Here is a 22,178-nt window from a genome sequence, read left to right as displayed (position 1 = left end):
AGCGTGGTGGATGGTTTCCATTTTGTAATTTGGAGCTTCAAGCCTATAAAAAGCATATGGATGAGATAAAAGGGCTTGGTGCTCAATTAATTGTAGTAAGCCCAGAATCACCAGATAATTCTTTAAGCTCACGAGAAAAGCATAATCTATCATTCATTGTATTGAGTGATCGAAATAGCCATGTTTCTTCTGCTTACAAGGTATCATATGAAGTGCCTGATTACTTGGCTGAGACGTTAAAAAGGGCTCTTGGACTAGATCCTTATTCGCTATAACGATGCTATGCTACCGGTTCCAGCAATCTATGTGATTGTCAAAGAAGGTATCATTCAATTTGCCTTCGTAAACCCAGACTACACATCACGCCTTGAGCCAACAAAAAAGTTCTTAGTAGGTTAAAATAATGGAAAAGACTATTACAGATTTTAAGGAGATGGATAAGAGATGGCGGTATTAAACGTGACCGATCAAACATTTACGGCAGAAACCAACAATGGAATAGTGTTAGCTGACTTTTTCGCCACTTGGTGTGGACCTTGTAAAATGATTGCACCCGTTCTTGAAGACCTTGATCAAGACATGGGTTACCAAGTTAAGATTGTAAAGGTTGATGTCGATCAAAACCAAGAAACAGCCAACATATTTGGTATCATGAGTATTCCGACTCTACTAGTCATGAAAGATGGGAAGGTTGTAGATACTTTGGTTGGTTTTAAGCCTAAGGAAGCACTTGAGGAAGCATTAAATAAGCATATCTAAGCCTAAAAAAGCATTGAGAAGTAACAATCGTTGCGGGGTAGTACCAGAGTTGCTGACACCACCCGCAAGTGATGCTGGATACAGAATGTATCCCCATAAAGTAATTCAAGACATTGAGTTTATTAAACGAGCTCAGGATCTAGGGTTACTTTGGAAGAAATTAAAGATCTACTAGCTGCATCAAACGGGGATAAAGAATTTCATTCAGAAGAAATGCTCAATTTGCATCAGGAAAAATTGAGGAAATTGAAAAAAAGATTCCTGATTTAAACGAAATGAAATACTTGTTAGAAGGTTTGATTGAAAAATGACCTGGTTCTGGAGTTCCAAAAAGTCAGTGTCCGATTTTAAAAAAATTATCAAAATGAGTGAATTAAAGTGGCAAAAAGATTAATCGAAGTATTTACAGCAGGTTGTAGTGTTTGTGAAGGTGCTGTCGAGCAAGTGAAGGCTTTAGCTTGCGATAATTGTGAAGTGGTGGTTTATAATTTAAATGAAAAATGCGACACATTGGAATGTAATGGACAGGTTATTGGGAAAAACGCGGGTATGATAAAAATGCATGGGTCCGAGGGGAAAATGGAGGAACATTTTTTTAGCCTTTCGGTAAATAACAAACTTACTGTCGCTAATGGCGGAGGAGGAAACGTTCATGTTCAAGTTATTTGAAGCTTTCGGTAAAAAAATTGAGATTTTCGGAACAAAGGGTTTATTTATTGCACTAGCCATTGTTTATATTTGGATTGGCGCGATGAAATTCACGGCCTACGAAGCGAAGGAGATTGCCGCCCTTGTAAGTAACAGCCCAGTACTTGGATGGCTTTACAACTATTTTTCAATTCGTACGTTTTCTTCTTTATTGGGCATATTAGAATTATTAGTCGGCCTACTCATTCTCAGCCGATTTGTGTCTGCAAAGCTGTCAGCTGTTGGAGCGTTTCTTTCCTGCATTCTATTTCTGACGACACTGAGTTTCATGGTCTCCACGCCGGGTGTCTTTGAGCCGAGCCTCGGTTTCCCCGCCCTTTCTTCGGCGCCAGGTCAGTTTCTGTTGAAGGATCTCGTCTTGCTGGGCGCTTCTGTGTTTGCCTTGGGCGAGTCACTGAAGGCGGCTAGCCGTGGAACGTTTCATGAAACCCGGGAGAGTCGCTATCCGGATGTGGGAAAATAATCAGATCATTCGATGGTTCCGAATGTCTATGAGTTGTACCGATTTATTAAAAATCTGCATGTTTTTACTCAATTTAGAAAAAGAAAGAGGGGGCTAACAAAAGCGTGGTTGCTTTGGACCTGCCAAACAAGGAACTACCGTGGACAGGTCAAGTTCGATTAATTCTGAATACACAGGATCCTCACTGTTTTCCGATACTAACATACCCTGTGCTTTTGTAGTAGGCTTAGTAGCTCAAGGTCTCTTGATCGACTGGAAAATAACCCATGTCCGCACCATATTCCGGTGCCATATTCGCGATAGTTGCTCAATCGGCAAGACTCAGGGTGCTGACTCCGGGCTCGATAAACTCGACAAATTTACCCACGACGCCTTTTTTCGGGAGAAGATGAGTGACTGTTAAGGCGAGATCCGTGGCAGTCGCCCCTTCCGGTAAAGAACCCGTAAGTCAAAAACCTAACACTTCCGGAGGGACGAAGTAAAGGGGCTGTCCAAGTATAGCTGCTTCTGCTTCAACCCCCCCAACACCCCAGCCGACGACGCCAAGACCGCTGATCATCGTGGTATGAGAATCCGTGCCGACAAGAGAATCGGGGTATAGAACAGTAGAACCATCTTCCTCTTTGGAAGCGACTACCGCCGAGAGGTACTCCATATTGATCTGGTGCATAATCCCGGTGGAGATAGGAATAATTCGTATATTTTGAAAGGCATTCTGTCCCCAGCGAAAGAAGCGGAATCGCTCGGAATTCCGTTCGAATTCATTCCTTTGATTCAAGGACAATGCATCGGAAGTGCCAAAATGATCTACCATAACGGAATGATCATCGACGAGATCAACGGGGATTAGCGGATTTAAGCGGGATAGGTTGCTACCGAAGCTTGCATGGTTTCACCCATGGCTGCGAGGTCTACTAATGCAGGCAGCCCGGTTGTGTCATGCAGCAGTACACGGGTCGGCTTGAAAGGCACCTCTTCGTTTGGATCTCGCTCCATTGTACTATTGGCAAGTTTGCGAATATGTTCTACAGTGACGGTCACTCAGTCAAACTCACGTACAGCTGCCTTCAAAAGGATTTTCATACAGTAGGGAAGGGAAGAGGTATTGCCGACTCCTGCTTCCTCCAATACCTGGATTGGATAGTATCTAAATTCTTTGCCGTGGACAGGAAAGGCTGTTGGTAATGCCCATATAGCCTGTTCCACCGTTTTCATACTTGTTTACCTGTCATCAGATATGTAGTGATGCACCTGAAGTATAGCATGAGGAAGAAAACATGAAAAATAAGAAAACCGAATGAACAGGCATAAGAATTTTTCATGACTAGTCCTTTTCTTCGGAACTCTCGAAATCGATTCCCTCAATAAACTGAATGAAGGCCTTGACGACGTTTTTCTCCAAAGACTCCTCGTGATAGAACATCCATGGATTTCGCCTTCCATCGGGATTGGCTTAGAACGAGATGTAAGGACTCTTATTTTAGCTTTGAGTCGTTTGATACTCTCATTTGCTATCCTTACCTTAGGTTCTTTATGAATAGTAAAGCTAAAGCCAAGAAACTTACGTCTCCAAGGACGGTCTACTGCTGATTTCTCTCGATTCACTTTTAGTTTCAGCTACTTTTCGATGAAGTCAGTGATGGAGTTCATGACTCTTTCTCCTGCCTTCTTTGACTGAACATATATGTTACAATCATCCGCATAACGGACGAAGTTGTGACCTCTGAATTCTAGCTCTTTATCGAGTTTATCCAATAGGATGTTAGAGAGAAGTGGACTCAGCAAACCACCTTGAGGAGTCCCTTTTTCTATTTCATGGACAACACCGTTAATCATAATCCCAGCTTGAAGATACCTTCTAATTAGCTTAAGGACCGTCCGGTCTTTAATTTTAGAAGCAAGTATTCCCATTAGCTTGTCATGATTTACTTTGTCAAAGAATTTCTCAAGGTCTATATCAACCACCCATCTAATTCCTTCTTTCATAAACCCTTTTGCTTTCCGAACGGCATCATGCCCTCTTCTATTCGGTCGGAAGCCATAGCTATGCTCGGAGAAAGCAGGGTCAAAGATTGGAGTTAGTGCTTGAGCGATTGCTTGTTGAATGAATCGGTCTGTCACGGTAGGTATTCCTAGTAACCCGAACTCCACCGTTCGTTTTCGGATTTCAACTCGACGTACTGGACTTGGTTTATAGGTACCATTCCTTAGTGATTGACAAAGAGATTTCCAGTTATCAACAATGTGTCTTCGTAGGGATTTTACGGACATTTCCGTGGCTTCCTTTGTTTCTTTCCACACGTTTGAGTGCTTCTATTAAGTTTTCCCGTGACAGTATCCTATCCATTAACATTATTAGATATTTCCTTTCCACGCGAACGAGAGGTCTATTTGTGTTATTCTTGCTCCACCCTCTTGAAGTCCCCCGTGGGATTCACCACTTCCTCCTTCAAGTAAGTCTCCTAAGAGATTATCTGCTTCAGCACAAGAATTGTACGCATAGTTCTCGTTCTTCTTTAATTGTTCAGTCCTTCCCTTACTTTCTCGAGTAAACGAAAAATTTTTTTCAATTTATAAGTCACTATTTTACTTGAAAAGTGCTTTCACTAAAGTAAAAAAGCACTTCTCTGATCGAGAGTGTTTATGGGGTTGAGTGAAAGCTTTGGGAGCGAACAAAGGATACGAACTTTTTGACGATGTTCAGATGCTCGGAGGCTTCATTGTACTGAAGCCATGTGGTTCGTTTGATGATTTCTCCATTTTTGCGAAATAGATTGACCTTGTGCAGGTCATCATCCTGGCTGATTAATGGCTCGGGAATAAAAGCGTAGCCAAGATCATTGATCACCATTTCCTTACAGATGTCATAGCTGTCTACGATTACAGTCGTTAGCGGCGGCACAATGTATCTTTCCTCCCACCAGCCGCGAAAATGGTCTTTGATAGATGTCTGGGGTCTGTATTTTCCAAGGGTGGGCAGGTTGATTTTATAGCTGTACTCGATTCTTTGTTGATTGGGTAATTCCTCGAGGTCGATCTCGTGCTTGGAAATCAGGCACAAATTCTCTTCCATAATTGGAAATTTTAGCTTGGGCCATTTGTATTCACCTCGAATGAAGGCAATATCTACACTTTCCGTTTCCAAAAGCTCTATGATTTTCGGAGAGGGACCTGTGTATACGTTGTAAATGACCTTTGGATACTGGGTGACAAAACTTTTCATCAGGGAGGGAAGAAAATACTTAGCAAAGATACTAGCTGCTCCAATTCGCAGGGTTCCTTGCACATCCGAAGACATGTTGGCGAGCGAGTCTTTCGCTATCCGGTATTCCGCAAGCATTTTATTTGCAAAGGAAACGAGATACTCTCCCTGCGCTGTAAATTTAATACGTTTTCCATTTTTGATCAAAATCTGTGTACCTAGCTCTTTTTCCAGCTGTTGTATCCGATAAGTGAGAGCGGGCTGCGTCATATAGAGCCGCTCTGCTGCTTTCGTCAAATGCATCTCCTCGGCAATGTACCGAAGAATATTAAAATCTTTTTCTTCCAAGAAGGCACCTCGATTCTAAATGAGAAAATTGTCTATTAAGATTTTAAGCCTTCTCGAAAAGATAGTCAATTCTATATAATCTGTCAATAGAATTATTGATAAAATTTTTTTTGGAAAAATGATAAAAATTATTGATTTTACTTATCAAAATCATGGTCATATAATTTGAAATAGTCAAAAATCAATAAAAAACATCGCAAAGAAGGAGGCAGAAATGGAGCAGGTCTATCGCTATATGTTAAATCATGTCAAGTAATCGATGAGCAATGGAGTAGATTGATATTTTGTGGTTGCATAGTTTTTTGTAATTTGAAAAGTAGCATCAAACATTTAAGATTTTTATAAAGATGGTACCTTGAAAAAACACGAGAGGAATGAACTTATGAATGTATATTAGAAATAAGACCGAAAATTTATCTAAGTATCCATTATCAAACTTAAAGGAATTTTATGGGATTTGCAAAAGTTCAAAGGAAGAGATTGATTTATCTATAGGACAGGTGTCTGAGTCCTTACCAGAAGAATTTAAGAGTACTTTTAATAAAAGATTCGATAATATGAACAAATATCCTAATTTAAAAGGATCTGATGATGTATTGAATGACATAGAATTCTGGATGAAAAAAGTATAATAACCTCAATCGTCTTTATGGAAACTTTTGGGATATTAGAGGTTGCTGAAATTTTGAATTTCAAGGATTATTCAAATTTATTATCAGTACATTCGTTATCTAAGTTTTGTTGCATTCCAGGAGCGAGATGTGGGTTTATTTGTGGTGATGAAAATATAATTGAAAAGTATAATATCTATCGGAATTTAACTGGATCAATTGTTCCCACCATACAGCAATCAATGATATCAATAATATTAAAAGATAGTAACTATACTAATCAATTAAGAGATTAATTTTGAAAAAGTAAAGAAATTTCATACTACATTAAAAGACACTATTTATATAGATATCCCTTTAGTTGGTTTTTATTTCTAGATTAATATCAAAGGCAATAGCGAAAAGTTTTGTAAGGAGCCATATCAACAGGAAAAAATTAAAATTTTACTTTGAAGTATTTTTTTTAATGAAAACGAAAAAAACACGAATTTGTACGAATTGCTATGACACAGTCTATAGATCAGATTGAGGAAGCAAGTAAAAGAATAAAGAATTTTATTAATACTACTAGAAAAAATTTTTGTAAGGTATACGCACAATAAATATCTAATATCAGCTTGAAGAACCATAAAAGAATCTGTACATATCCTTAATCAATTGTACACCATACGGTGGACCCCGTCGTCAAAACACGGTTTTTAGTTTTTATAAGTGCATTTATTTTAATCCTTTAAGGGGTATGCCCCCGAGGAGGGCGGAAATTTCAAATGTTGAAAACGGCAGCCGGCGTTTTGTACTTCAGCGATTGATGAGGGCGTTCAAAATTATACATTTGGAAATATCGGGCTATCCCTTGCCTAGCTTCTATTGGGGTTTGGTAGTCGTAGAGATAGACTTCCTCATATTTTAATGAGCGCCATAGACGCTATGTGAAGATTTATCCAAGGCTCTGCCTCGGCCATCCAGAGTCTGTCAAGAAATTCGTGTAACCTACTAAACCAGAATCTAGCAAGTACTGGGCTAATGGGCAACCAGTTTTAGAGGAAAATAATGAGTGGCTTGATTATGAAATAATTATGAAACGGGATAACAAAGGAGTGTAGACATGGATAAACTCAGGCTACTTTCACAAATTAAATTACTAGATGAGCTACCAGAAGAAGAATTAAAGAAAATAGACGAAGTGACGCAAACCGCTCCTATTAAAAAAGGTACAATTATCTTAAGTCCGACTCAACAAATAAGGGCGTTATTTTTCTTGAAAAAAGGACAGGTTCGTTTATTTAAGGTATCTTCATCAGGAAAGGAATTCACGGTTGATCTTTTAAGTGAAGGAAATGTCTTTGGAGAAACCTCTAGTTTTTCCTTAACAGATTCTGATATTTATGCAGAAACGATGGTTGATTCATTTGTTTGTACGCTAACAAGGGAGCGTTTTGAAAAGTTTCTTCGCCAAAATCCTGATATTTCGTTAAAGTTAATAACCATCTTGACTTCGAAGCTAAAAGAGATGTATCAAATAACAGAAAGTATTGCTTATAAAGATGTCAAATATCGAATTCTTTTACTTTTCATACAGTTGAGTAACCGTTTTGGTGTAAGAAGTGGGGAGTGGCAAACAGTTGGGGTCAAAATCACCCAGTATGATATCGCAAGTATGATCGGGTCATCAAGAGAAACCGTTAGTTTATTTTTAGGAGAATTAGAAAAGGAACAAGTCATTACAAGAAAGCCATTAAAAATTAATACAGTTCTGGCTACGGAACTATATGAGGTGGAGGAGGGGTAATCGATATTTTCTTTCATATCATGTTCATAAAGAAAGACGCTGAGGTTAGCCTCTGCGTCTTCTTTTCATGTCAGATTTTATTGTAATTGTAATATAGCAGACCCAAAATCTACATGGAAGGCAAGGCACCAAATAACAACCTTTCAGCTTCGGTCTTATAGATCGACTGCTGAAAGAAGTAAATAGTTCTGATCACATTCATTTTCTTTTTGCTCACCAAGATTGAAGCCTTAGTTAAAAGGCTGATCAATTTTTACAACATAAACAAATAATCAGGCAGATTGGGTAATGTTTACAATACTTTAGGGAGGATAAAGCGATGATATAAATAAAGTATCTTAACCCATTTGAACATTAGACCAAAATTTCGTTTTCTGAGGGAGTTGTACTTGCGGACTTTTGGGCACCATGATGTGGTCCATGTAAGATGATTACTCCAGTCCTTGAAGAAATCTACTCAGAGATGGGCGATATGATTAAGATTGTGAAATAAAAACAGATGAAAATCAACAAGTAACTGGCCAATTTAATGTCATGAGTCTCCCACCTTTGGTCGTCTTTAAAGATGGCGAAATTGTGGATAAAATTATTGGCTTTCAACCAAAAGGAAATTTGGTTGAACTCTTAACCAGCAACTCTAATAAAAATGAGACGAATGGGCTTCTTCTAATTTAACTTGTGTGAGCTAATTTTGGGTGAGTCTCAATAGTGAAAGTCGCGAACTTCGAAGACAGAATTATCAGTTAACGTAAAGCGAGAGAATCCAAATGGCGCGGAATATATAGAAAGTAAGCGGCAAACCTCGATCTTGAGGAACACTAGCTTCATATAAGATTAAGTATTATTGGATTTCGAAAAACGCTGTTCCTCCTAAAACGAGTATCTTCATCCACATTCTCCTTTCACATTTGTATTCTTATTTTATTAATTGATCGAATTTTCTCCTGCCATCCAAGACAAAATAAAATTGTCTGATAACTCAATGGTACTTGGCGGTTTAGTATTAACATGCCAACCGAATGGGCATCTGTCATCTACATTACATTGTTCTGCCGTTTTACACAATTTCAAAATAAAATGGATAACTGTTAGCTACATTACAGAAATCCGTTTTTTTTAGAATTATAATCAAGCTATCACTCGATATTGGAGGTTTCAGAACGATGAGCAACCAAAATTTAACCGAACAGCTTGAAGTGGCCACACATCAGTTTAAGGCCAATTCACCGATTGAAGCGCAGATCAAGATCGGACAAATGATTGAGGAACTTCAGAAAACGGGGATCGCTTCCGGGAAGCAACCGGGCGAAAAGGCGGTGGACTTTAAATTAACAGACGCACTAGGCCGGGATGTAATTTTATTTGAAGAGCTCGCGAAAGGGCCGGTTGTGCTGGTCTTCTATCGCGGCGGATGGTGTCCTTTTTGCAATATGCAATTAAAGTCTTACCAGCAGAAATTGCCGGAAATCCAGGCGATAGGTGCTCAGCTAATAGCGATTAGCCCTCAAAAGCCGGATCATTCGTTATCCCTTCAGGAAAAGGAAGGATTGGAATTTCAAGTCCTTAGCGATTCGAAGGGCTTGGTAACGGCCAAGTACAATCTTCTCTTCGATGTTCCGCAGGGAGTAAAGGAAGTCATGGAAGGTATCGGACTTGATCTTGCGGAGTACAACAACAACTCGAAATGGGTTTTGCCGGTTCCGGCTACTTTCATGATTGATGAGAGCGCCATTATTCGCTGCTCTTATGTCAATCCGAATTTCATGCAGCGTCAAAGCCCGGAGGAAATTTTGCGAGAGCTAAAAAAGCTGTAACGATTTTTTTATCATACATTTGTGGGCAGAACAAGCGATTATGGTAAGAACAAGTCTGAAGAAGCGAGGCTTTATATTGGATATCACATGTATAATTATCTTGCAGTACGATAAGACCTGACATATAAATATATGCTGGTGATCTGGGAGAAGCTTATATGGGTGGGTTCAGCGACAATCAGAGCGGGCGCATGAGTATGACTGTATTCCCTGTTCGTGCGTTTACATAGCCTACAAAGGCCGCAGACGTCCGGCGTCTCCAAGCGAGCATTTTGTTGATGCAGAGGGGATAGAGGTATGGAAAAGAATTCTCAACCTCAGACCATAAACGCCGGAAAATTGCTTCGTCATTGGCTGGGTGCTGTGAAGTTCCGATTCACGGTTGTCATTTCCGGAACAGCGAGCGATTTTGCTTCATTTGATGCAGGTTACGGCGTCAGGACGCCGATCGAAATTGTTACAAAAATGCTGTTCAACGATTGCCGGTTCGCCGCGCGTACGACTTAAATCTAAAGGCTGGTATGAAGAAGCTGCGGGATTTTATGAAATAGTCGAACAATTGGATCAAGCCATCTTGCAATTTTATTCAACAAAACGACTTGAAGAGGAAGAGGTCAATGCGTGGGCGGAGCGAGCGGCTGAGGCGGATTAATGAGGCAGATGCAGGCGGCTGTTGTACATGGGGCAGCTATGCATCTGTATTAAATGTTAGTTAAGAAGGAGAATATATCATGACAATGACCAAGGAAGAGATTTTGAAAGCTTATCATTTTCGCCATGCAACCAAAGAATTCGATCATAGTAAAACCATCTCCGACGACGATTTTGAATTTATTTTGGAAACGGGCCGGCTCTCGCCGAGCTCGTTTAGCACTGAGCCGTGGAGATTTGTTGTTGTTCAAAACGAACAGCTTCGGAACAAAATAAAAAACTCTTCTTATGGAGCGGCCAGCAAACTGCCGGAGGCCAGTCATTTCGTCATTATTCTGGCCCGGACCCCGCTGGATACGAGATATGACTCCGCCTACCTGAAGGAGCAGCAAATCAAAGACATTCCGAAGGAACACCTGACAAGGCGGCTTGAATTGATTGAAGAGTTCCAGAGACATGATTTCAAGCTCCTGGATCATGAACGCTTTCTTACCGATTGGGCCGTCAAGCAGACGTACATACCGCTTGCGAACATGATGACGGCTGCGGCGCAAATCGGCATTGACTCATGTCCGATCGAAGGCTTTCACATTGAGAAAATGAACCAGCTGTTGGACGAAGAAGGGCTGCTGGAGGACGGACACTTTACCATCTCGGTCATGATTGCCTTCGGTTATCGCAAAAAAGAGCCGAGACCGAAAATACGCAGACCGTTTGATGATGTTGTGAAGTGGGTCAAATAAATATAATATGGCGGCATGTGTTTGCTTCGCAAGCAAGTCCGACAAGACCGATTTCGGGCTGCTTATGAATGTGGTCGAAGCGGCGTCCCCTTTCATGTCGTTTGTGAGCAGTACAAACTAATTTAAGGGGGGGGACCATTTTTTGTATCCGATTTCCTCATTTATAGCAATTAATCAAGGGAGAGGTGAGTGCGATGGTAACATTTCAAATCGTGATCAACAAAGGAATAACGGGCGCTGTAGCCGCGCCTCTACGCCAGTTCATCTGTCATGGTAAGACGCCGAGCTTTGGCGGCGCTAATAGCTTCCGGACCGACGTGCTGTGCAGGAGAAGACTATACAGGGAGGTGTTTATATGAAAGCGATTGTGGTGACAGATGAGGCCGCGGGAACGGCCGGGATGACGCTGGCGGAGCGGCCGAAACCGAAGGCGGCGGGGAACGATGTCGTCGTTCAGGTTCATGCGTCGGGATTCACCCCAGGCGAGCTGACGTGGCTCGGAACCTGGACCGATCGCCTCGGCCGCGACCGCACACCATCAATCCCCGGCCACGAGGTGGCCGGAGTGGTCAGCGCCCTCGGCTATGGCACGAGGGGGCTGTCGGTAGGACAACGGGTGTTCGGGATCGCGGACTGGACGCGCGACGGAACCCTCGCGGAGTACGTGGCCTTTGAGGCACGTAACCTCGCGCCGCTGCCGGGCGATATCGACTTCACGGTGGGAGCGAGCCTACCGATCTCGGGTCTGACCGCGTGGCAGGGACTGTTCGTGCACGGTCGCTTCCAGGCGGGGCAGAGCGTCCTTGTGCACGGCTCGGCCGGTGGAGTCGGCTCGATGGTGACGCAGCTCGCCCGCGAGGCGGGAGCCTACGTCATCGGCACCGGACGTGCTGCCGACCGTCAGACGGCGCTCGACTTCGGCGCGCAGGAGTTCGTCGACCTTGACAACGACTCGCTGGAAGATGTCAGTGGCGTCGATCTGGTTTTCGACGTGATCGGTGGCGACATCGGGAATAGGTCCGCGGGTCTGGTTCGCGCCGGCGGAATGCTGGTGACCATCGCCGGTCCGCCCGAGGCACAGCCGACCGAGGGCTTGGCGGTTGATTTCGTCGTAGAGGCCGATCGCGCGCAACTGGGTGAGATCGTACAGCGGGTCCGGGATGGTAGGCTGCGGACGAACATCGGCAACGTGGCGGCCCTCGACGATGCTGTCGCCGCCTTCAACCCAACCGAGCGGATCAAGGGAAAGACGATCATCCGCGTTCGTCCGTAAGGGCTCAGGGACTGGGCCTCGTGGTTCATCGTCAGCCGCGAGGCCCCGTCATTTCCTGCTTCGGACATGGGAACTAAATGGCAATTTACGACATATGTCCTTAAAGTAAAAGCAAAGACCACCGGAAATCTGGTGGTCTTTGCATATCAACTCGATCTCTCTTATCTCTTCTCGCGACATTTCCTCAAAAATGCTGATTTGCGATAAATACCACAGCTTGTTCATTGAATATCGAGCCTCCAAATGGTGTTAGCCAACGGGATACGGATTCTTGATAAGTTGCTATACTTCCAGTAGCTGCCGCCAGTACCCATCTAATGGCCCGATTGAACGATGTACAGATCAATGCTCGCCGTCCTTGGTCAGTCAAAATTTTTTTGTGATTCCACTTATGTATAAAAAAGAGTTTTTAACAAAAATAACATGGTACCATAAAGAACATTTGGAGACTTTAGCCTGGAAGGATTTATTCGCAATGAATACAGAATTTAAAAACGTCGAACAATTATTAATATTATTCGGACAATCGTGTGACTTTAAGACAACAACGATTTTACTTGGTAAACAAGAAGTGAGTATTTTCTATTATAGTACCTTAATCGATTACAATTTATAGATTACGAGTCAATTAATAAGTTAGAAGAAGTATTAAACCTGAATGTTCATTTATCGTTCTATCAACAGCGTTACTTAGGGATACAAGAAAAATAATACTTATTGGGAGCTATTTATTAAAACAAGATCGGGATGCAAAAGAATTTAAAGATGAACTTATTAAGAACTATCAAGGTATTTTATTGTATCCTTCTAAAAAGGAGATATCCCAATTTGGGGATTTAAGTTAAAAATTAGATATCATAGGCCAACCTCTTCAATATCAACATATTGAGGAGGATTTTATTATGAGAAACATAAAAGAAACAGACAAGTTAAAATATAAAAGAAAAAATGCCGTTAAGCTTCTCGAACAATGGATAGAGATATTAGAACGGGAAACACAAAAGTTAAATGAAGAAAATAATAATGAAAAATAAAAGTATAGATGATTACCCAATTGTATTATCGGCTAAAGAAATAAGTGAAATATTGCAAATTTCAAAACCCACCGCTTATGAATTAATGAACCATTCTTACTTTCCTGTCATCAAAATTGGCAGATGTAAACGAGTATTGAGAGATGAATTCTTTAAATGGATATCAGAATAAGAATAGTAAATTTGCTTTACTATAAGCAACCTCAAATAATCCTCCGTATAGGATAAGTTGAGGTTGTTTTGTTAAAATGAATTTTCATTTAGGGGGGGTTACTTGTGACCAAAAAAGAATTTGAAAATATTTTGAAGGATTATCACTCACTGGATGATTAATTCTATAAAAATTTAATATAGATCAATGATAGATGCTTGCGAGGGGTTAACGACTCAAGTCTGAGAGGAGGCGGTGGTGTCAAATCCTCAAGGTGTACGAGGAGACCCTATTTACAAAAAAACTGTTAGAAGAGAAAATAGGCACTAGATAATTAACAAATATAGAGGAAAGATTTCAGTTATTCAGTATAGACTTCACTTAATAAAAGATGATAGTTCTATTGCACAGAAATTGCACAGACTTAATTTTCTTTATTGTTTTTATTTGCTCTATTTACAATTACATACCAAAAACAATGATTTTTCCATACTTATATGACTCAATTTTACTGATTTCACCTCAATTTATTTTACACTTGATTTTGACAGGGTAGGGGTCGGGGGTTCGAATCCCTCTCAGATCATCAAAACAAAAGGCCAGGATTCCATTTGATGGAATCCTGGCCTTTTTCTGCGATTATTTTCCTCTTAAAAGTGGTCGGTCCTGTAAATATAAAGCCATATTGGGGCTATCGCCTTCAAGGATATCTGTGGCAATTATTTTTGCAAGAAGTTGGCTGTAAACCGTACCGTTGTCCCCGAAGCCAAAAAGAAAATAACATTCAGGATATTCATCATATCTTCCTATGATAGGAAGGCCATCCTTTGTACCACCATAGAATCCCGCTAAATAATACTCGGGTTTAACATCTAAATCAGGGAACATGTTTTTGAGCTCTTCTGCAAGTTTTTCTTTTTTGTGCATCAGCATACTATCCCTTTCTTCAGCAGAGGTAGTGTTTTCATCGAGGCCCCCAATGATGATCCGGTTGTCGGCTGTCGTACGCATGTAAAGATATGGCCGGGCGGTCTCCCAAATAAGTGTCCTATTGTACCAAGAGGAGAAATCACTCACTTTATTAGTGGTGATAGTATATGTGCTGACAAAGGAAACTTTCTTTTCTTTTTTTTGCTCTGTTCCCTCGTACCCGGTTGCAAATATAACTTTGGCGGCTTTAATGGTATATCCGGTCTTTGTAGTGATTACCATGCGCTTTTCCTGCTTATTATAATGATGACCATTCATTTCTGTGTTTTCAAATATACGTACTTTTCTTTTTGCTGCAAAATCAAAAAGGGCATGAGTAAATTTGAAAGGGTTGAGCTCACCATCTCCAAAGGAATAAATCGCCGCCTCCCTGCTGAAGGGGTACTTCATCTCAATTTCCTTTTGGGTCAGTAAATCCAACTCAAATCCATGCTGTTTAAGCAATTCATATTCCTTTTCCAGTCGTGGTATATCCTCTTTACAACTTGCCAGGTAGAGTGTATCTCTTCTAGTAAATTCAGTATTCATATCGACTGTCTTGGAAGCCGCTTCAATGTCATTTATCGCCTCTTTCAATAATTGTAGATGCCTTGCAATATATTCCGCTCCAAAGATATTAATGAGTTCGGTGAACATCTTCTCTCCGGAATATTGAATGAGTGATGTGTTTGCACTTGTACTACCTGAAGCGATTCTGCCTTTTTCTATGACAGCAACTTCCAAGTCCTTGTCAGCAAGATAAAAAGCGCATTGTGCAGCAGAACCTCCTCCGCCAATAATAAGGATATCGCAGATAATATCCTCCTCAAGTGAAGGATAGGATGGGGCATCCGGCAAGGTGGTTGGCCAATAATACGTACCCGATTGTAAGTTCATGTTACTCCTCCCACTGAATGTTTGCATACTGTTAATATTTCCTACTCAAGGAAGGGCATACAAGAGATTTTATTAATTGTCCAGATGGGTAAAGTATAATGGGACATCAATAACCGTTCCTACTTGCTTGCAGTGAGTTGAAAATCAGCTTGGTCAATAAAAGACGTGGCAAACGTCTTTTTTTCGTTATATGATTAAAGGGATATCCTCGTTAAAATCCTTCATTATTTTCGTCCATGGGATCTAGTGTGTTTGTTAAGGTACTGTAAAAAAAGAAAAGAACCGAGGAATTAAAATAGTTGACTATATACCCAATGGGGTATATAGTCAACTAATAAAGTAAATGAAGTACCTTTTTATGGGGGGGGAAATTAATGATATGGTTCTTGATGGTTATTATTAGTATTATAGCTTTTTTCATTTATATAAGATATGTTCCTGTTTACGGAGTACCGTGTATAGCAAGCATGTTTCAGTATAACGATGTAAAAATTCTGGATGTCAGAGACTATAACCAGTCCTATAAAGATCCTGTGAAAAATTCTTTCAACATACCAGTAGCATATTTAAAAAGGAATTATCACGAGTTGTCCAACTCTAACATTATTGTAGTAGCTTCCGACTCTTTGGAGAAGAATATTAGTATCCGTTTCCTTAAGAATAAAGGGGTAAAAGTATTAGGTTATACTCTTACTAACTGTCCATGTAAAAAACGAATAAAACAAACTATGGCTTGATACTTGTTAAGTAAATTATCATCATAAAAATCCCTCATCTTAATGGATGAGGGGTTTTTAGCGCTTCCTATAAATCTAACCTCCAAAAGCATCCAGAATATCATCTACTTCTTTTATATCGATCGTTCCATTGTTTAAGGACCTTCGATTTTTGATTGGAAATGATTTTATTGGTGGAGGAGTATAACCGGATTCTATCATCTTTTTTATTGCTGAAAGCTCTTGAAGTATCTCTTGGTTTGCCCCTTTTTTCAGGGCCATGGATCTGGGGTTAAGATACTCGTAAAGTGCAGAAAGAAGTAAGTCAGCTAGTGTACTGTTACTTGCATGATAGTCCAGCTGCTCATGGATTTTGTTTGATACTTCCAATAAATTACCGGTTTTGACGTCAATGAATTGATCGGGAACAGATAGTGCTATTCTGTTGACATAGTCGGTGTATGTTTTTGTCACAACACTCACCCTCTAATCGAAACTTTACTTGCCTTATTGTGGGATTTTTTCAAGTGGTTCATCTTTGCAAGAACCAATAATCCTTGCACATTCAGCTTCTCCAAATTCTCTGGGAACATTAATTCAATTGGGCGGCCTTTCTGTTTCCAACTGATTGCAGCCTCCTGAATTTGGCGCTGCGCAAGCTTTGCCGCCCCACCTACAGCGATATATTTTACAGAACCTTTTACTTCATTCGAGCTGCTTCGAACTTGATCAAAAAGCTCCAAATATTTGATGGCCATCGCCTTCAGTTGGGGTGTAACATATTTACTGATATCCTTCTGGACACCAGCAAAAGGTTCAACGTACCATTCGGAAACTCCTGCCAGCAACTTTTCCTCCAGTTCTGAACGTGAATCAAATTTGTAGAGTTCATGCTTACTTATTTTCCTTATAATGTTATCAAGAAACTGGTTTATTCCAAACGGTTCTCCTTCAACTGATGCAACAGGTTTATTATTTTTTATTCCGACAAAGTCTACGGAATCGCCTCCAAGGTCACCAATCAATATCCCTTTTTGAGATTCTTTCACGAGGGATTCATCTTTTATAGAAAGGGTCTCCACATCTCTTGTCAATCCCAAATACGCACATGCACCCTCAGAGCCAACAATAACATCCATTACTTCTATCTTAACCAATATTTCTTTTGGTTCTTGAAGTTCAGGAACTTTGTGGAAAATAATTGTATGTGTACCTAAAAGCCTTTGTTTCATCAACTCTTTCATTTCTTTATATTGCGTTGTCGGCAAAGAGACAGCCAGCTGGTCGATCGTGTAATGAATTTCTGTTTCTTCCGGATTACATAAGATTGCATGATATGCTGCAAATCCGAAAAGTAAAATAAAAGTACGATCTTCCTCCGCCTTTTGATTATTATACGATGTTAAGCTGACATTTTTTTGTCTTGTGGCCGATTTCCCAATATAAAAGGTATCTCTTTTGTTGGAAATCGCCTGGCTTTTCACCTCTACTATAAGGTTTTCTTCAAGCGGAACATCCTCTTCATCATAATGCTTCTCATAAAAACCTTCATCAAACTCAGCGATGGCATTCGGCATTTGGTACTCTGTTATTTCTTCGTTTTCAGATGCCATAACCTTATACCAGCTGTTTCCTAAGTCAACGGCAAGAAAATTATGTCTATTCATCATATCCTCCTCCTTCTGAATACTATGCTCTGTGGTGATTGTAAGGTGCAAGTACAGAAAAAAATTATTGGGCATTTCAATCATTCTATAGGAAGTAACTGAAATTCAGGAACCCTACAAGGGACATGAGTCCAAATTAATTTGAGGAATCTGGGCTCTTGCCCAGTCATGGTCATTCGCCCGGCATAGGATGAATTATCTTGAATCTAAGGAGGAGTATGAATTGTCAGATTCATATAAACATAATAAAGTCCTACCGCATTGCAAATCTTCACAACACCATTATGAAAGCAAAGAATGTCACCCTAAAGTTAACATTGGAAAAATCATCACAAAGGTTCCAGTGGTTCTTGCCGAACTCACTCTTCAAATAAACATGGATGCCTTCATTGATTTTCCTGAACCAGTCCTTGAAATCAAGGACATCAAAAAGAGGGTCAAATTGACTCAATGCAGACTGTTGCTGCCAACTAACAAGTTGTTTATCAAAGGATTCGTCCGTAAAAACATTCAATATGCCAGCCCTTGCAAGGAAATTGAGCAAAGCACTTCAGCTTCGATTGCATCTGACTTGCATTCCTATACAACAGATATCCCGTTTGAATGTGTTACAGAAATTAAGAAATACTTAACAAAACCTGTCATGCCTGAAATAAACACTCGTCAGGAATTTGATTTCTTTGTTTCAAAACCATTGTCCCAGGGATACCCTGAAAAGGATGAATACCAATCGAGTGATCTTTCCCAGTTTCACCAGGAAAGCAACCAGCATTACAATGAACTACCTTTCTGTGAATTAATTTCAAGTAAGATTATTGAATGGGATGAAGCAGTTGACAGAGTTCCACTTCCAAGTGCCTCACCAGTAGAGGAAGGTTACTTTACCAGAATTGAAGAAAAAATGGTTCTAGATATTACAGTGAAGGTACTTCAAAACCAGCAGATTCGTGTAACTTCTGCAACTAATGATGAATGCTATGATGATTGCGATTGGACATGTGATTGTGATTGCGAATAAGTAACTACTACGAAAATCTACGGAAGGAATTCACATCCCTTTGTAAATTCCTTCCTATCATTCTGGACTAAAGATATGTTAAAGGAGGGGAAGGAAAGGTTGCTTTTAGAAGCAGTTACTTTCATCAATTATGAATAGAATTTTGAAAAATAATGTTGACGCTTCTCAGCCCCAACATCCATTCCCTTCTCTAAGTATAAATGCCATGAATGGAGTTCGAGAGGAGCAAACCAAAATGGATTCAAAAGCTGAAGAATCCAGAAAAAATAATAGTTCTGGTTCGAAGAGAAATTCTTCAAAAAAAGCTGCTCCAGGTCCATTAATTCTTCCCCCTCCAATAACAGTTGGTAAGCAAATAAAGAAAAAACCAAGCTCTAAAAAAACACCAATTATTGTAGAAAGGGGATTGTTTTTTGAGGGAGAAATTCCGCCATATTTTCTAGTTGAAGATACTGTATCTCCTGATGAGCCTAAATTTGATAACGGTATGATGAAAGATCAGAAAGTAATATCTGAAGAACAGGTATTAGAAGATGAAAAAGAGGAAGTTTCTCATCTCGTTTCAGAAATGTCCACCAGCGATAGGGAAAAAGTTCAACTGGAGGAATTAGATGAAATTGAGCTGGGTACAGAGATTCAACTTGAACATGTGGAGTCGGAAAAGCAGCCTGAGGAGGATCCTTTATCGGAAGAGGAGAATGATTTTCTAGAAAATGCAGGGGAATACAGTTCTTCTGAGCCTCAAAGAGAAATTAGCAAACAAGTGAGAAAGTTAAGGGACTACCAATTATGGATTGAGGAATTTCTCCTTGACCAGGAGTTGGAAGTAGCATATTGTGAAGAACTGGATGAAAGTGAAGTCAGAAAACAGGGTGGTAAAGAGCCCAAAGAATCCATGGAACCGGCGAAAATTATCGAATATTCACTAGTCAGGCTTCCAGTCATTCTTTCAAAAACAGTTTTGGAATATGAAATTTTCGACTCATATCAATTGCCCGCATCCATATCAACTATTATTAAAAGTGAATGGTCCGTGCATTCTATTGAAGCGCGTGTTCCGCTTCCGTCCAACATCGCATTTATTAAAGGTATGCTTCTACTTAAATTAGATTATACATGTGAAAAACAAACATTACATTCTGTAAGGGTTCAAGTACCGTGGTGCCAGACGGTGGAGATCGATTGGCTGATGAAGCCTGAAATTTCGAAATCCGAGAAGAAAGAATACATGTTCAGAATATCAGACTGCGAAGAGCCATCTTTGCATTATGAGCACTGTGCGGAATATGCTAATCCAATTCACTTTGACCTAAGCGAAGTAAATTTTGTATGGCATGAGGAATTGGATCAGCAAGTTAACAAAAGCAAAATCGCCATCAAAGGAATGGGAAGATTTTCACTGAATCTACTTCAAGAGCAATATGTGAAAATTTCTCTGGAATAGAATATATATGAACGTCACATAGGTGTGGCGTTTTTGTTTGTTCCAAATCCGAGATAAGCATAAGACATCTTAATCAAATTATTAAAATTAGCCTCTTAAAAGTACCGTTAAATTTGATAAGCATATAATATAGAATAGTTTTGTTTCATTCTATTGTTAGTGAAGGGGGATAAATTGATGTCTTGGAAAAAGAAGGTCCAGGCTTGGTTTTCATTTGATCATTTAGATCAAGAAGTAAAGGAATTATTAATAGAATTAGAGAAGAATGAAAAGATTTTAGAAGATAGCTTTTATAAAAATTTGGAATTTGGAACCGGTGGTATTAGAGGCGAGATAGGGCCGGGAACGAATCGCATAAATATATATACCATTCGAAAAGCAGCAAAGGGGCTGGCAGACTATATTGTTGAACAAGGAGAAGATGCGATAAAGAGGGGAGTTGTCATAGCTTATGATTCTCGTTATAAGTCTGCAGAATTTGCGTTAGAGGTGGCAAAAACTATTGGGAAACAAGCAATAAGAGTCAGTCTCTTTAAAGACATACGGTCAACACCTGAACTATCATTCGCTGTACGTCAATTGAATGCTTTTTCGGGTGTTGTAATTACTGCAAGTCATAATCCTGCTGAATATAGTGGTTTTAAAGTTTATGGAGAAGATGGAGGTCAAATTACACCTTTTATAGCTGATAGAATTACACAATGTGTGGAAGCTATTGAGAATGAGTTATTAATAGAAACAATGGAAGAAAAAGAATTATTGCAAAGAGAATTGTTAACTTACCTTACCGAGGAGATTGATGAATTATACCTGGAGAGATTAAAAACCATTCAACTAAACCGAAAATTAGTACAAAGAACTGGAAAAAAATTAAAAATAGTATTTACCCCCCTGCATGGTACAGCACTCCGTCCCGTTCTCGCAGGATTACAAGCATTTGGTTTTGATAATATTACAGTAGTGAAAGAACAAGAGGAGCCAGATCCGAAATTTTCTACTGTTTTGTCACCCAACCCCGAAGAGCATGCTGCCTTTCAATTGTCTATTGAATATGGGAAAAAGATAGATGCTGACATATTGATGGCAACAGACCCTGATGCTGACCGTTTAGGTGTCGCTGTGAAAAATGAGGATGGAAAGTATGAAATACTAAGCGGTAACCAAATGGGAGCTTTAATGCTTCATTATTTACTAAAGGAAAAAAAAGAAAATGGGACACTTCCCTCCAATGGCGCAGTAGTCAAAACGATTGTCACTTCTGAACTTGGACGGGTTATTGCGAATGATTACGGTATAAAAACCATTGATACGCTAACCGGCTTTAAATTCATCGGGGAGCAAATTAAAGAATTTGACAAGACAAAAGAATTTACATTCCAATTCGGTTATGAGGAGAGCTACGGTTATTTAATTGGTGATTTTGTTAGAGATAAAGATGCGATTCAGGCAGTTGTTTTTACAGCAGAAGTTGCAGCTTACTATATGGAACAGGGGAAGTCTCTTTATGAAGGGATGCAGGAGATACATGAAAAATATGGTTATTATAAAGAATCATTAAAATCCCTTACATTGAAGGGAAAAAAGGGAGCAGAGCAGATCTCAAACATTTTAGGAGCTTTCAGGGTAAATCCTCCTTTACACATAGGTGGTATAAAAACTGCAGTTTTGGAGGATTATCAAACTAGTAAACGTCAACACCTGTTAACAGGAAAGATATCCACTATCTCCCTTCCGACATCAAATGTTCTGAAGTTTCATTTGGTGGATGGTTCGTGGTTTTCGGTCCGTCCATCGGGAACTGAACCGAAAGCAAAATTGTATTTTTCAGTAAAAGGCTCATCCAATGAAGATGGTGAAGAAATGTTAAGAAAGCTCGAGGATGGCGTGATGGAATTTGTAAACAATATTTTAAGTGAATAAA

Annotated in this window: 20 protein-coding genes and 5 pseudogenes; 17 read left to right on the top strand and 8 right to left on the bottom strand. The window is 39.9% G+C overall.

Going from position 1 to position 22,178, the window contains the following annotated elements:
• Nucleotides 1-23: 23 nt before the first annotated feature.
• From ABN702_RS12810 to ABN702_RS12795, 4 genes and pseudogenes are all read left to right on the top strand, one after another.
• A pseudogene (locus ABN702_RS12810) lies at nt 24-275 on the top strand (peroxiredoxin family protein); the annotation flags it as partial.
• 169 nt (nt 276-444) lie between these two features.
• Nucleotides 445-759, top strand: a complete 315-nt coding sequence (gene trxA, locus ABN702_RS12805; RefSeq protein WP_417897234.1) for a thioredoxin — start codon at nt 445-447, stop codon at nt 757-759.
• A 378-nt stretch (nt 760-1,137) separates the two neighbouring features.
• The gene (locus ABN702_RS12800; RefSeq protein ID WP_417897233.1) at nt 1,138-1,428 is read left to right on the top strand and encodes a hypothetical protein; all 291 of its coding nucleotides are present in this window, start codon (nt 1,138-1,140) and stop codon (nt 1,426-1,428) included.
• Nucleotides 1,412-1,930 (top strand): YkgB family protein, encoded by a 519-nt coding sequence (locus ABN702_RS12795; protein WP_417897232.1) that lies wholly within the window; start codon nt 1,412-1,414, stop codon nt 1,928-1,930. The genes ABN702_RS12800 and ABN702_RS12795 overlap by 17 nt, the downstream gene beginning before the upstream one ends.
• A gap of 102 nt (nt 1,931-2,032) precedes the next feature.
• Here the strand turns inward: ABN702_RS12795 and ABN702_RS12790 are convergent.
• The 3 genes and pseudogenes from ABN702_RS12790 to ABN702_RS12780 all read right to left on the bottom strand — a co-directional run.
• Nucleotides 2,033-3,145, bottom strand: a pseudogene (locus ABN702_RS12790) (aconitase family protein); the annotation flags it as partial.
• A 213-nt stretch (nt 3,146-3,358) separates the two neighbouring features.
• Nucleotides 3,359-4,283, bottom strand: a pseudogene (gene ltrA / locus ABN702_RS12785) (group II intron reverse transcriptase/maturase); the annotation flags it as partial.
• Between the two features lie 288 nt (nt 4,284-4,571).
• On the bottom strand, nt 4,572-5,480 hold the full coding sequence (locus ABN702_RS12780; RefSeq protein ID WP_417897231.1) for a LysR family transcriptional regulator: 909 nt from the start codon (nt 5,478-5,480) through the stop codon (nt 4,572-4,574).
• 386 nt (nt 5,481-5,866) lie between these two features.
• Here ABN702_RS12780 and ABN702_RS12775 point away from each other — a divergent pair, with 386 nt between their 5' ends.
• Both ABN702_RS12775 and ABN702_RS12770 read left to right on the top strand, forming a co-directional pair.
• Nucleotides 5,867-6,112, top strand: a complete 246-nt coding sequence (locus ABN702_RS12775; protein WP_417897230.1) for a hypothetical protein — start codon at nt 5,867-5,869, stop codon at nt 6,110-6,112.
• Between the two features lie 17 nt (nt 6,113-6,129).
• Entirely contained in the window at nt 6,130-6,387 is a 258-nt protein-coding gene (locus ABN702_RS12770; RefSeq protein ID WP_417897229.1) for an aminotransferase class I/II-fold pyridoxal phosphate-dependent enzyme, read from the top strand.
• A gap of 467 nt (nt 6,388-6,854) precedes the next feature.
• Here the strand turns inward: ABN702_RS12770 and ABN702_RS12765 are convergent.
• Nucleotides 6,855-7,016: pseudogene (locus ABN702_RS12765) on the bottom strand (integrase core domain-containing protein); the annotation flags it as partial.
• A 180-nt stretch (nt 7,017-7,196) separates the two neighbouring features.
• Between ABN702_RS12765 and ABN702_RS12760 the strand changes: the two are divergent.
• The 6 genes and pseudogenes from ABN702_RS12760 to ABN702_RS12735 all read left to right on the top strand — a co-directional run bounded on the left by ABN702_RS12760 (nt 7,197) and on the right by ABN702_RS12735 (nt 12,361).
• Nucleotides 7,197-7,880 (top strand): Crp/Fnr family transcriptional regulator, encoded by a 684-nt coding sequence (locus ABN702_RS12760; RefSeq protein WP_417897228.1) that lies wholly within the window; start codon nt 7,197-7,199, stop codon nt 7,878-7,880.
• Between the two features lie 364 nt (nt 7,881-8,244).
• A pseudogene (trxA, locus tag ABN702_RS12755) lies at nt 8,245-8,555 on the top strand (thioredoxin).
• A 488-nt stretch (nt 8,556-9,043) separates the two neighbouring features.
• Entirely contained in the window at nt 9,044-9,694 is a 651-nt protein-coding gene (locus ABN702_RS12750) for a peroxiredoxin-like family protein (RefSeq protein WP_417897227.1), read from the top strand.
• A gap of 297 nt (nt 9,695-9,991) precedes the next feature.
• Nucleotides 9,992-10,201 (top strand): hypothetical protein, encoded by a 210-nt coding sequence (locus tag ABN702_RS12745; RefSeq protein ID WP_417897226.1) that lies wholly within the window; start codon nt 9,992-9,994, stop codon nt 10,199-10,201.
• 224 nt (nt 10,202-10,425) lie between these two features.
• Nucleotides 10,426-11,088 carry an NAD(P)H-dependent oxidoreductase gene (locus tag ABN702_RS12740; protein WP_417897225.1) on the top strand — a complete coding sequence of 221 codons (663 nt, stop codon included), beginning with the start codon at nt 10,426-10,428 and terminating at the stop codon, nt 11,086-11,088.
• A 355-nt stretch (nt 11,089-11,443) separates the two neighbouring features.
• Entirely contained in the window at nt 11,444-12,361 is a 918-nt protein-coding gene (locus ABN702_RS12735) for an NADP-dependent oxidoreductase (RefSeq protein WP_417897224.1), read from the top strand.
• A gap of 184 nt (nt 12,362-12,545) precedes the next feature.
• On the opposite strand, the gene ABN702_RS12730 is transcribed toward ABN702_RS12735, so the two are convergent.
• Nucleotides 12,546-12,707: a hypothetical protein gene (locus tag ABN702_RS12730; protein WP_417897223.1), complete on the bottom strand. Its 162-nt coding sequence runs from the start codon at nt 12,705-12,707 to the stop codon at nt 12,546-12,548.
• A 556-nt stretch (nt 12,708-13,263) separates the two neighbouring features.
• Between ABN702_RS12730 and ABN702_RS12725 the strand changes: the two genes are divergently transcribed.
• Nucleotides 13,264-13,395, top strand: a complete 132-nt coding sequence (locus ABN702_RS12725) for a hypothetical protein (RefSeq protein ID WP_417897222.1) — start codon at nt 13,264-13,266, stop codon at nt 13,393-13,395.
• A complete protein-coding gene (locus tag ABN702_RS12720) occupies nt 13,370-13,567 on the top strand; it encodes a helix-turn-helix domain-containing protein (RefSeq protein WP_417897221.1) in 198 nt (65 codons plus the stop codon). Before ABN702_RS12725 ends, ABN702_RS12720 begins: the two co-directional genes overlap by 26 nt.
• Nucleotides 13,568-14,185: 618 nt before the next feature.
• On the opposite strand, the gene ABN702_RS12715 is transcribed toward ABN702_RS12720, so the two are convergent.
• The 3 genes from ABN702_RS12715 to ABN702_RS12705 all read right to left on the bottom strand — a co-directional run bounded on the left by ABN702_RS12715 (nt 14,186) and on the right by ABN702_RS12705 (nt 17,795).
• Nucleotides 14,186-15,412, bottom strand: a complete 1,227-nt coding sequence (locus tag ABN702_RS12715) for an NAD(P)/FAD-dependent oxidoreductase (protein WP_417897220.1) — start codon at nt 15,410-15,412, stop codon at nt 14,186-14,188.
• Nucleotides 15,413-16,224: 812 nt separating this feature from the next.
• Nucleotides 16,225-16,602: a hypothetical protein gene (locus ABN702_RS12710; RefSeq protein WP_417897219.1), complete on the bottom strand. Its 378-nt coding sequence runs from the start codon at nt 16,600-16,602 to the stop codon at nt 16,225-16,227.
• Between the two features lie 5 nt (nt 16,603-16,607).
• Nucleotides 16,608-17,795: a hypothetical protein gene (locus ABN702_RS12705; protein WP_417900895.1), complete on the bottom strand. Its 1,188-nt coding sequence runs from the start codon at nt 17,793-17,795 to the stop codon at nt 16,608-16,610.
• Nucleotides 17,796-18,018: 223 nt separating this feature from the next.
• Here ABN702_RS12705 and ABN702_RS12700 point away from each other — a divergent pair, with 223 nt between their 5' ends.
• The 3 genes from ABN702_RS12700 to ABN702_RS12690 all read left to right on the top strand — a co-directional run bounded on the left by ABN702_RS12700 (nt 18,019) and on the right by ABN702_RS12690 (nt 22,177).
• On the top strand, nt 18,019-18,813 hold the full coding sequence (locus ABN702_RS12700; protein WP_417897218.1) for a CsxC family protein: 795 nt from the start codon (nt 18,019-18,021) through the stop codon (nt 18,811-18,813).
• A gap of 130 nt (nt 18,814-18,943) precedes the next feature.
• Nucleotides 18,944-20,257, top strand: a complete 1,314-nt coding sequence (locus tag ABN702_RS12695; protein WP_417897217.1) for a hypothetical protein — start codon at nt 18,944-18,946, stop codon at nt 20,255-20,257.
• A 177-nt stretch (nt 20,258-20,434) separates the two neighbouring features.
• Nucleotides 20,435-22,177: a phospho-sugar mutase gene (locus ABN702_RS12690; RefSeq protein WP_417897216.1), complete on the top strand. Its 1,743-nt coding sequence runs from the start codon at nt 20,435-20,437 to the stop codon at nt 22,175-22,177.
• Nucleotide 22,178: the final 1 nt, after the last annotated feature.

This window comes from Bacillus haimaensis (assembly GCF_048270625.1).
Classification (GTDB): domain Bacteria; phylum Bacillota; class Bacilli; order Bacillales; family Bacillaceae_I; genus Sutcliffiella_A; species Sutcliffiella_A haimaensis.
This window is presented reverse-complemented; position numbering and strand designations above follow the sequence as displayed.

Excerpts from the sequence above, each read along its gene's own strand:
- trxA (WP_417897234.1), top strand. The coding sequence starts at position 445 with ATGGCGGTATTAAACGTGACCGATCAAACATTTACGGCAGAAACCAAC.
- ABN702_RS12695 (WP_417897217.1), top strand. The coding sequence starts at position 18,944 with ATGAATAGAATTTTGAAAAATAATGTTGACGCTTCTCAGCCCCAACAT.
- ABN702_RS12760 (WP_417897228.1), top strand. The coding sequence starts at position 7,197 with ATGGATAAACTCAGGCTACTTTCACAAATTAAATTACTAGATGAGCTA.
- ABN702_RS12725 (WP_417897222.1), top strand. The coding sequence starts at position 13,264 with ATGAGAAACATAAAAGAAACAGACAAGTTAAAATATAAAAGAAAAAAT.
- ABN702_RS12715 (WP_417897220.1), bottom strand. The coding sequence starts at position 15,412 with ATGAACTTACAATCGGGTACGTATTATTGGCCAACCACCTTGCCGGAT.
- ABN702_RS12720 (WP_417897221.1), top strand. The coding sequence starts at position 13,370 with ATGAAGAAAATAATAATGAAAAATAAAAGTATAGATGATTACCCAATT.
- ABN702_RS12745 (WP_417897226.1), top strand. The coding sequence starts at position 9,992 with ATGGAAAAGAATTCTCAACCTCAGACCATAAACGCCGGAAAATTGCTT.
- ABN702_RS12770 (WP_417897229.1), top strand. The coding sequence starts at position 6,130 with ATGGAAACTTTTGGGATATTAGAGGTTGCTGAAATTTTGAATTTCAAG.
- ABN702_RS12740 (WP_417897225.1), top strand. The coding sequence starts at position 10,426 with ATGACAATGACCAAGGAAGAGATTTTGAAAGCTTATCATTTTCGCCAT.
- ABN702_RS12775 (WP_417897230.1), top strand. The coding sequence starts at position 5,867 with ATGTATATTAGAAATAAGACCGAAAATTTATCTAAGTATCCATTATCA.
- ABN702_RS12735 (WP_417897224.1), top strand. The coding sequence starts at position 11,444 with ATGAAAGCGATTGTGGTGACAGATGAGGCCGCGGGAACGGCCGGGATG.
- ABN702_RS12750 (WP_417897227.1), top strand. The coding sequence starts at position 9,044 with ATGAGCAACCAAAATTTAACCGAACAGCTTGAAGTGGCCACACATCAG.
- ABN702_RS12690 (WP_417897216.1), top strand. The coding sequence starts at position 20,435 with ATGTCTTGGAAAAAGAAGGTCCAGGCTTGGTTTTCATTTGATCATTTA.
- ABN702_RS12705 (WP_417900895.1), bottom strand. The coding sequence starts at position 17,795 with ATGAATAGACATAATTTTCTTGCCGTTGACTTAGGAAACAGCTGGTAT.
- ABN702_RS12795 (WP_417897232.1), top strand. The coding sequence starts at position 1,412 with ATGTTCAAGTTATTTGAAGCTTTCGGTAAAAAAATTGAGATTTTCGGA.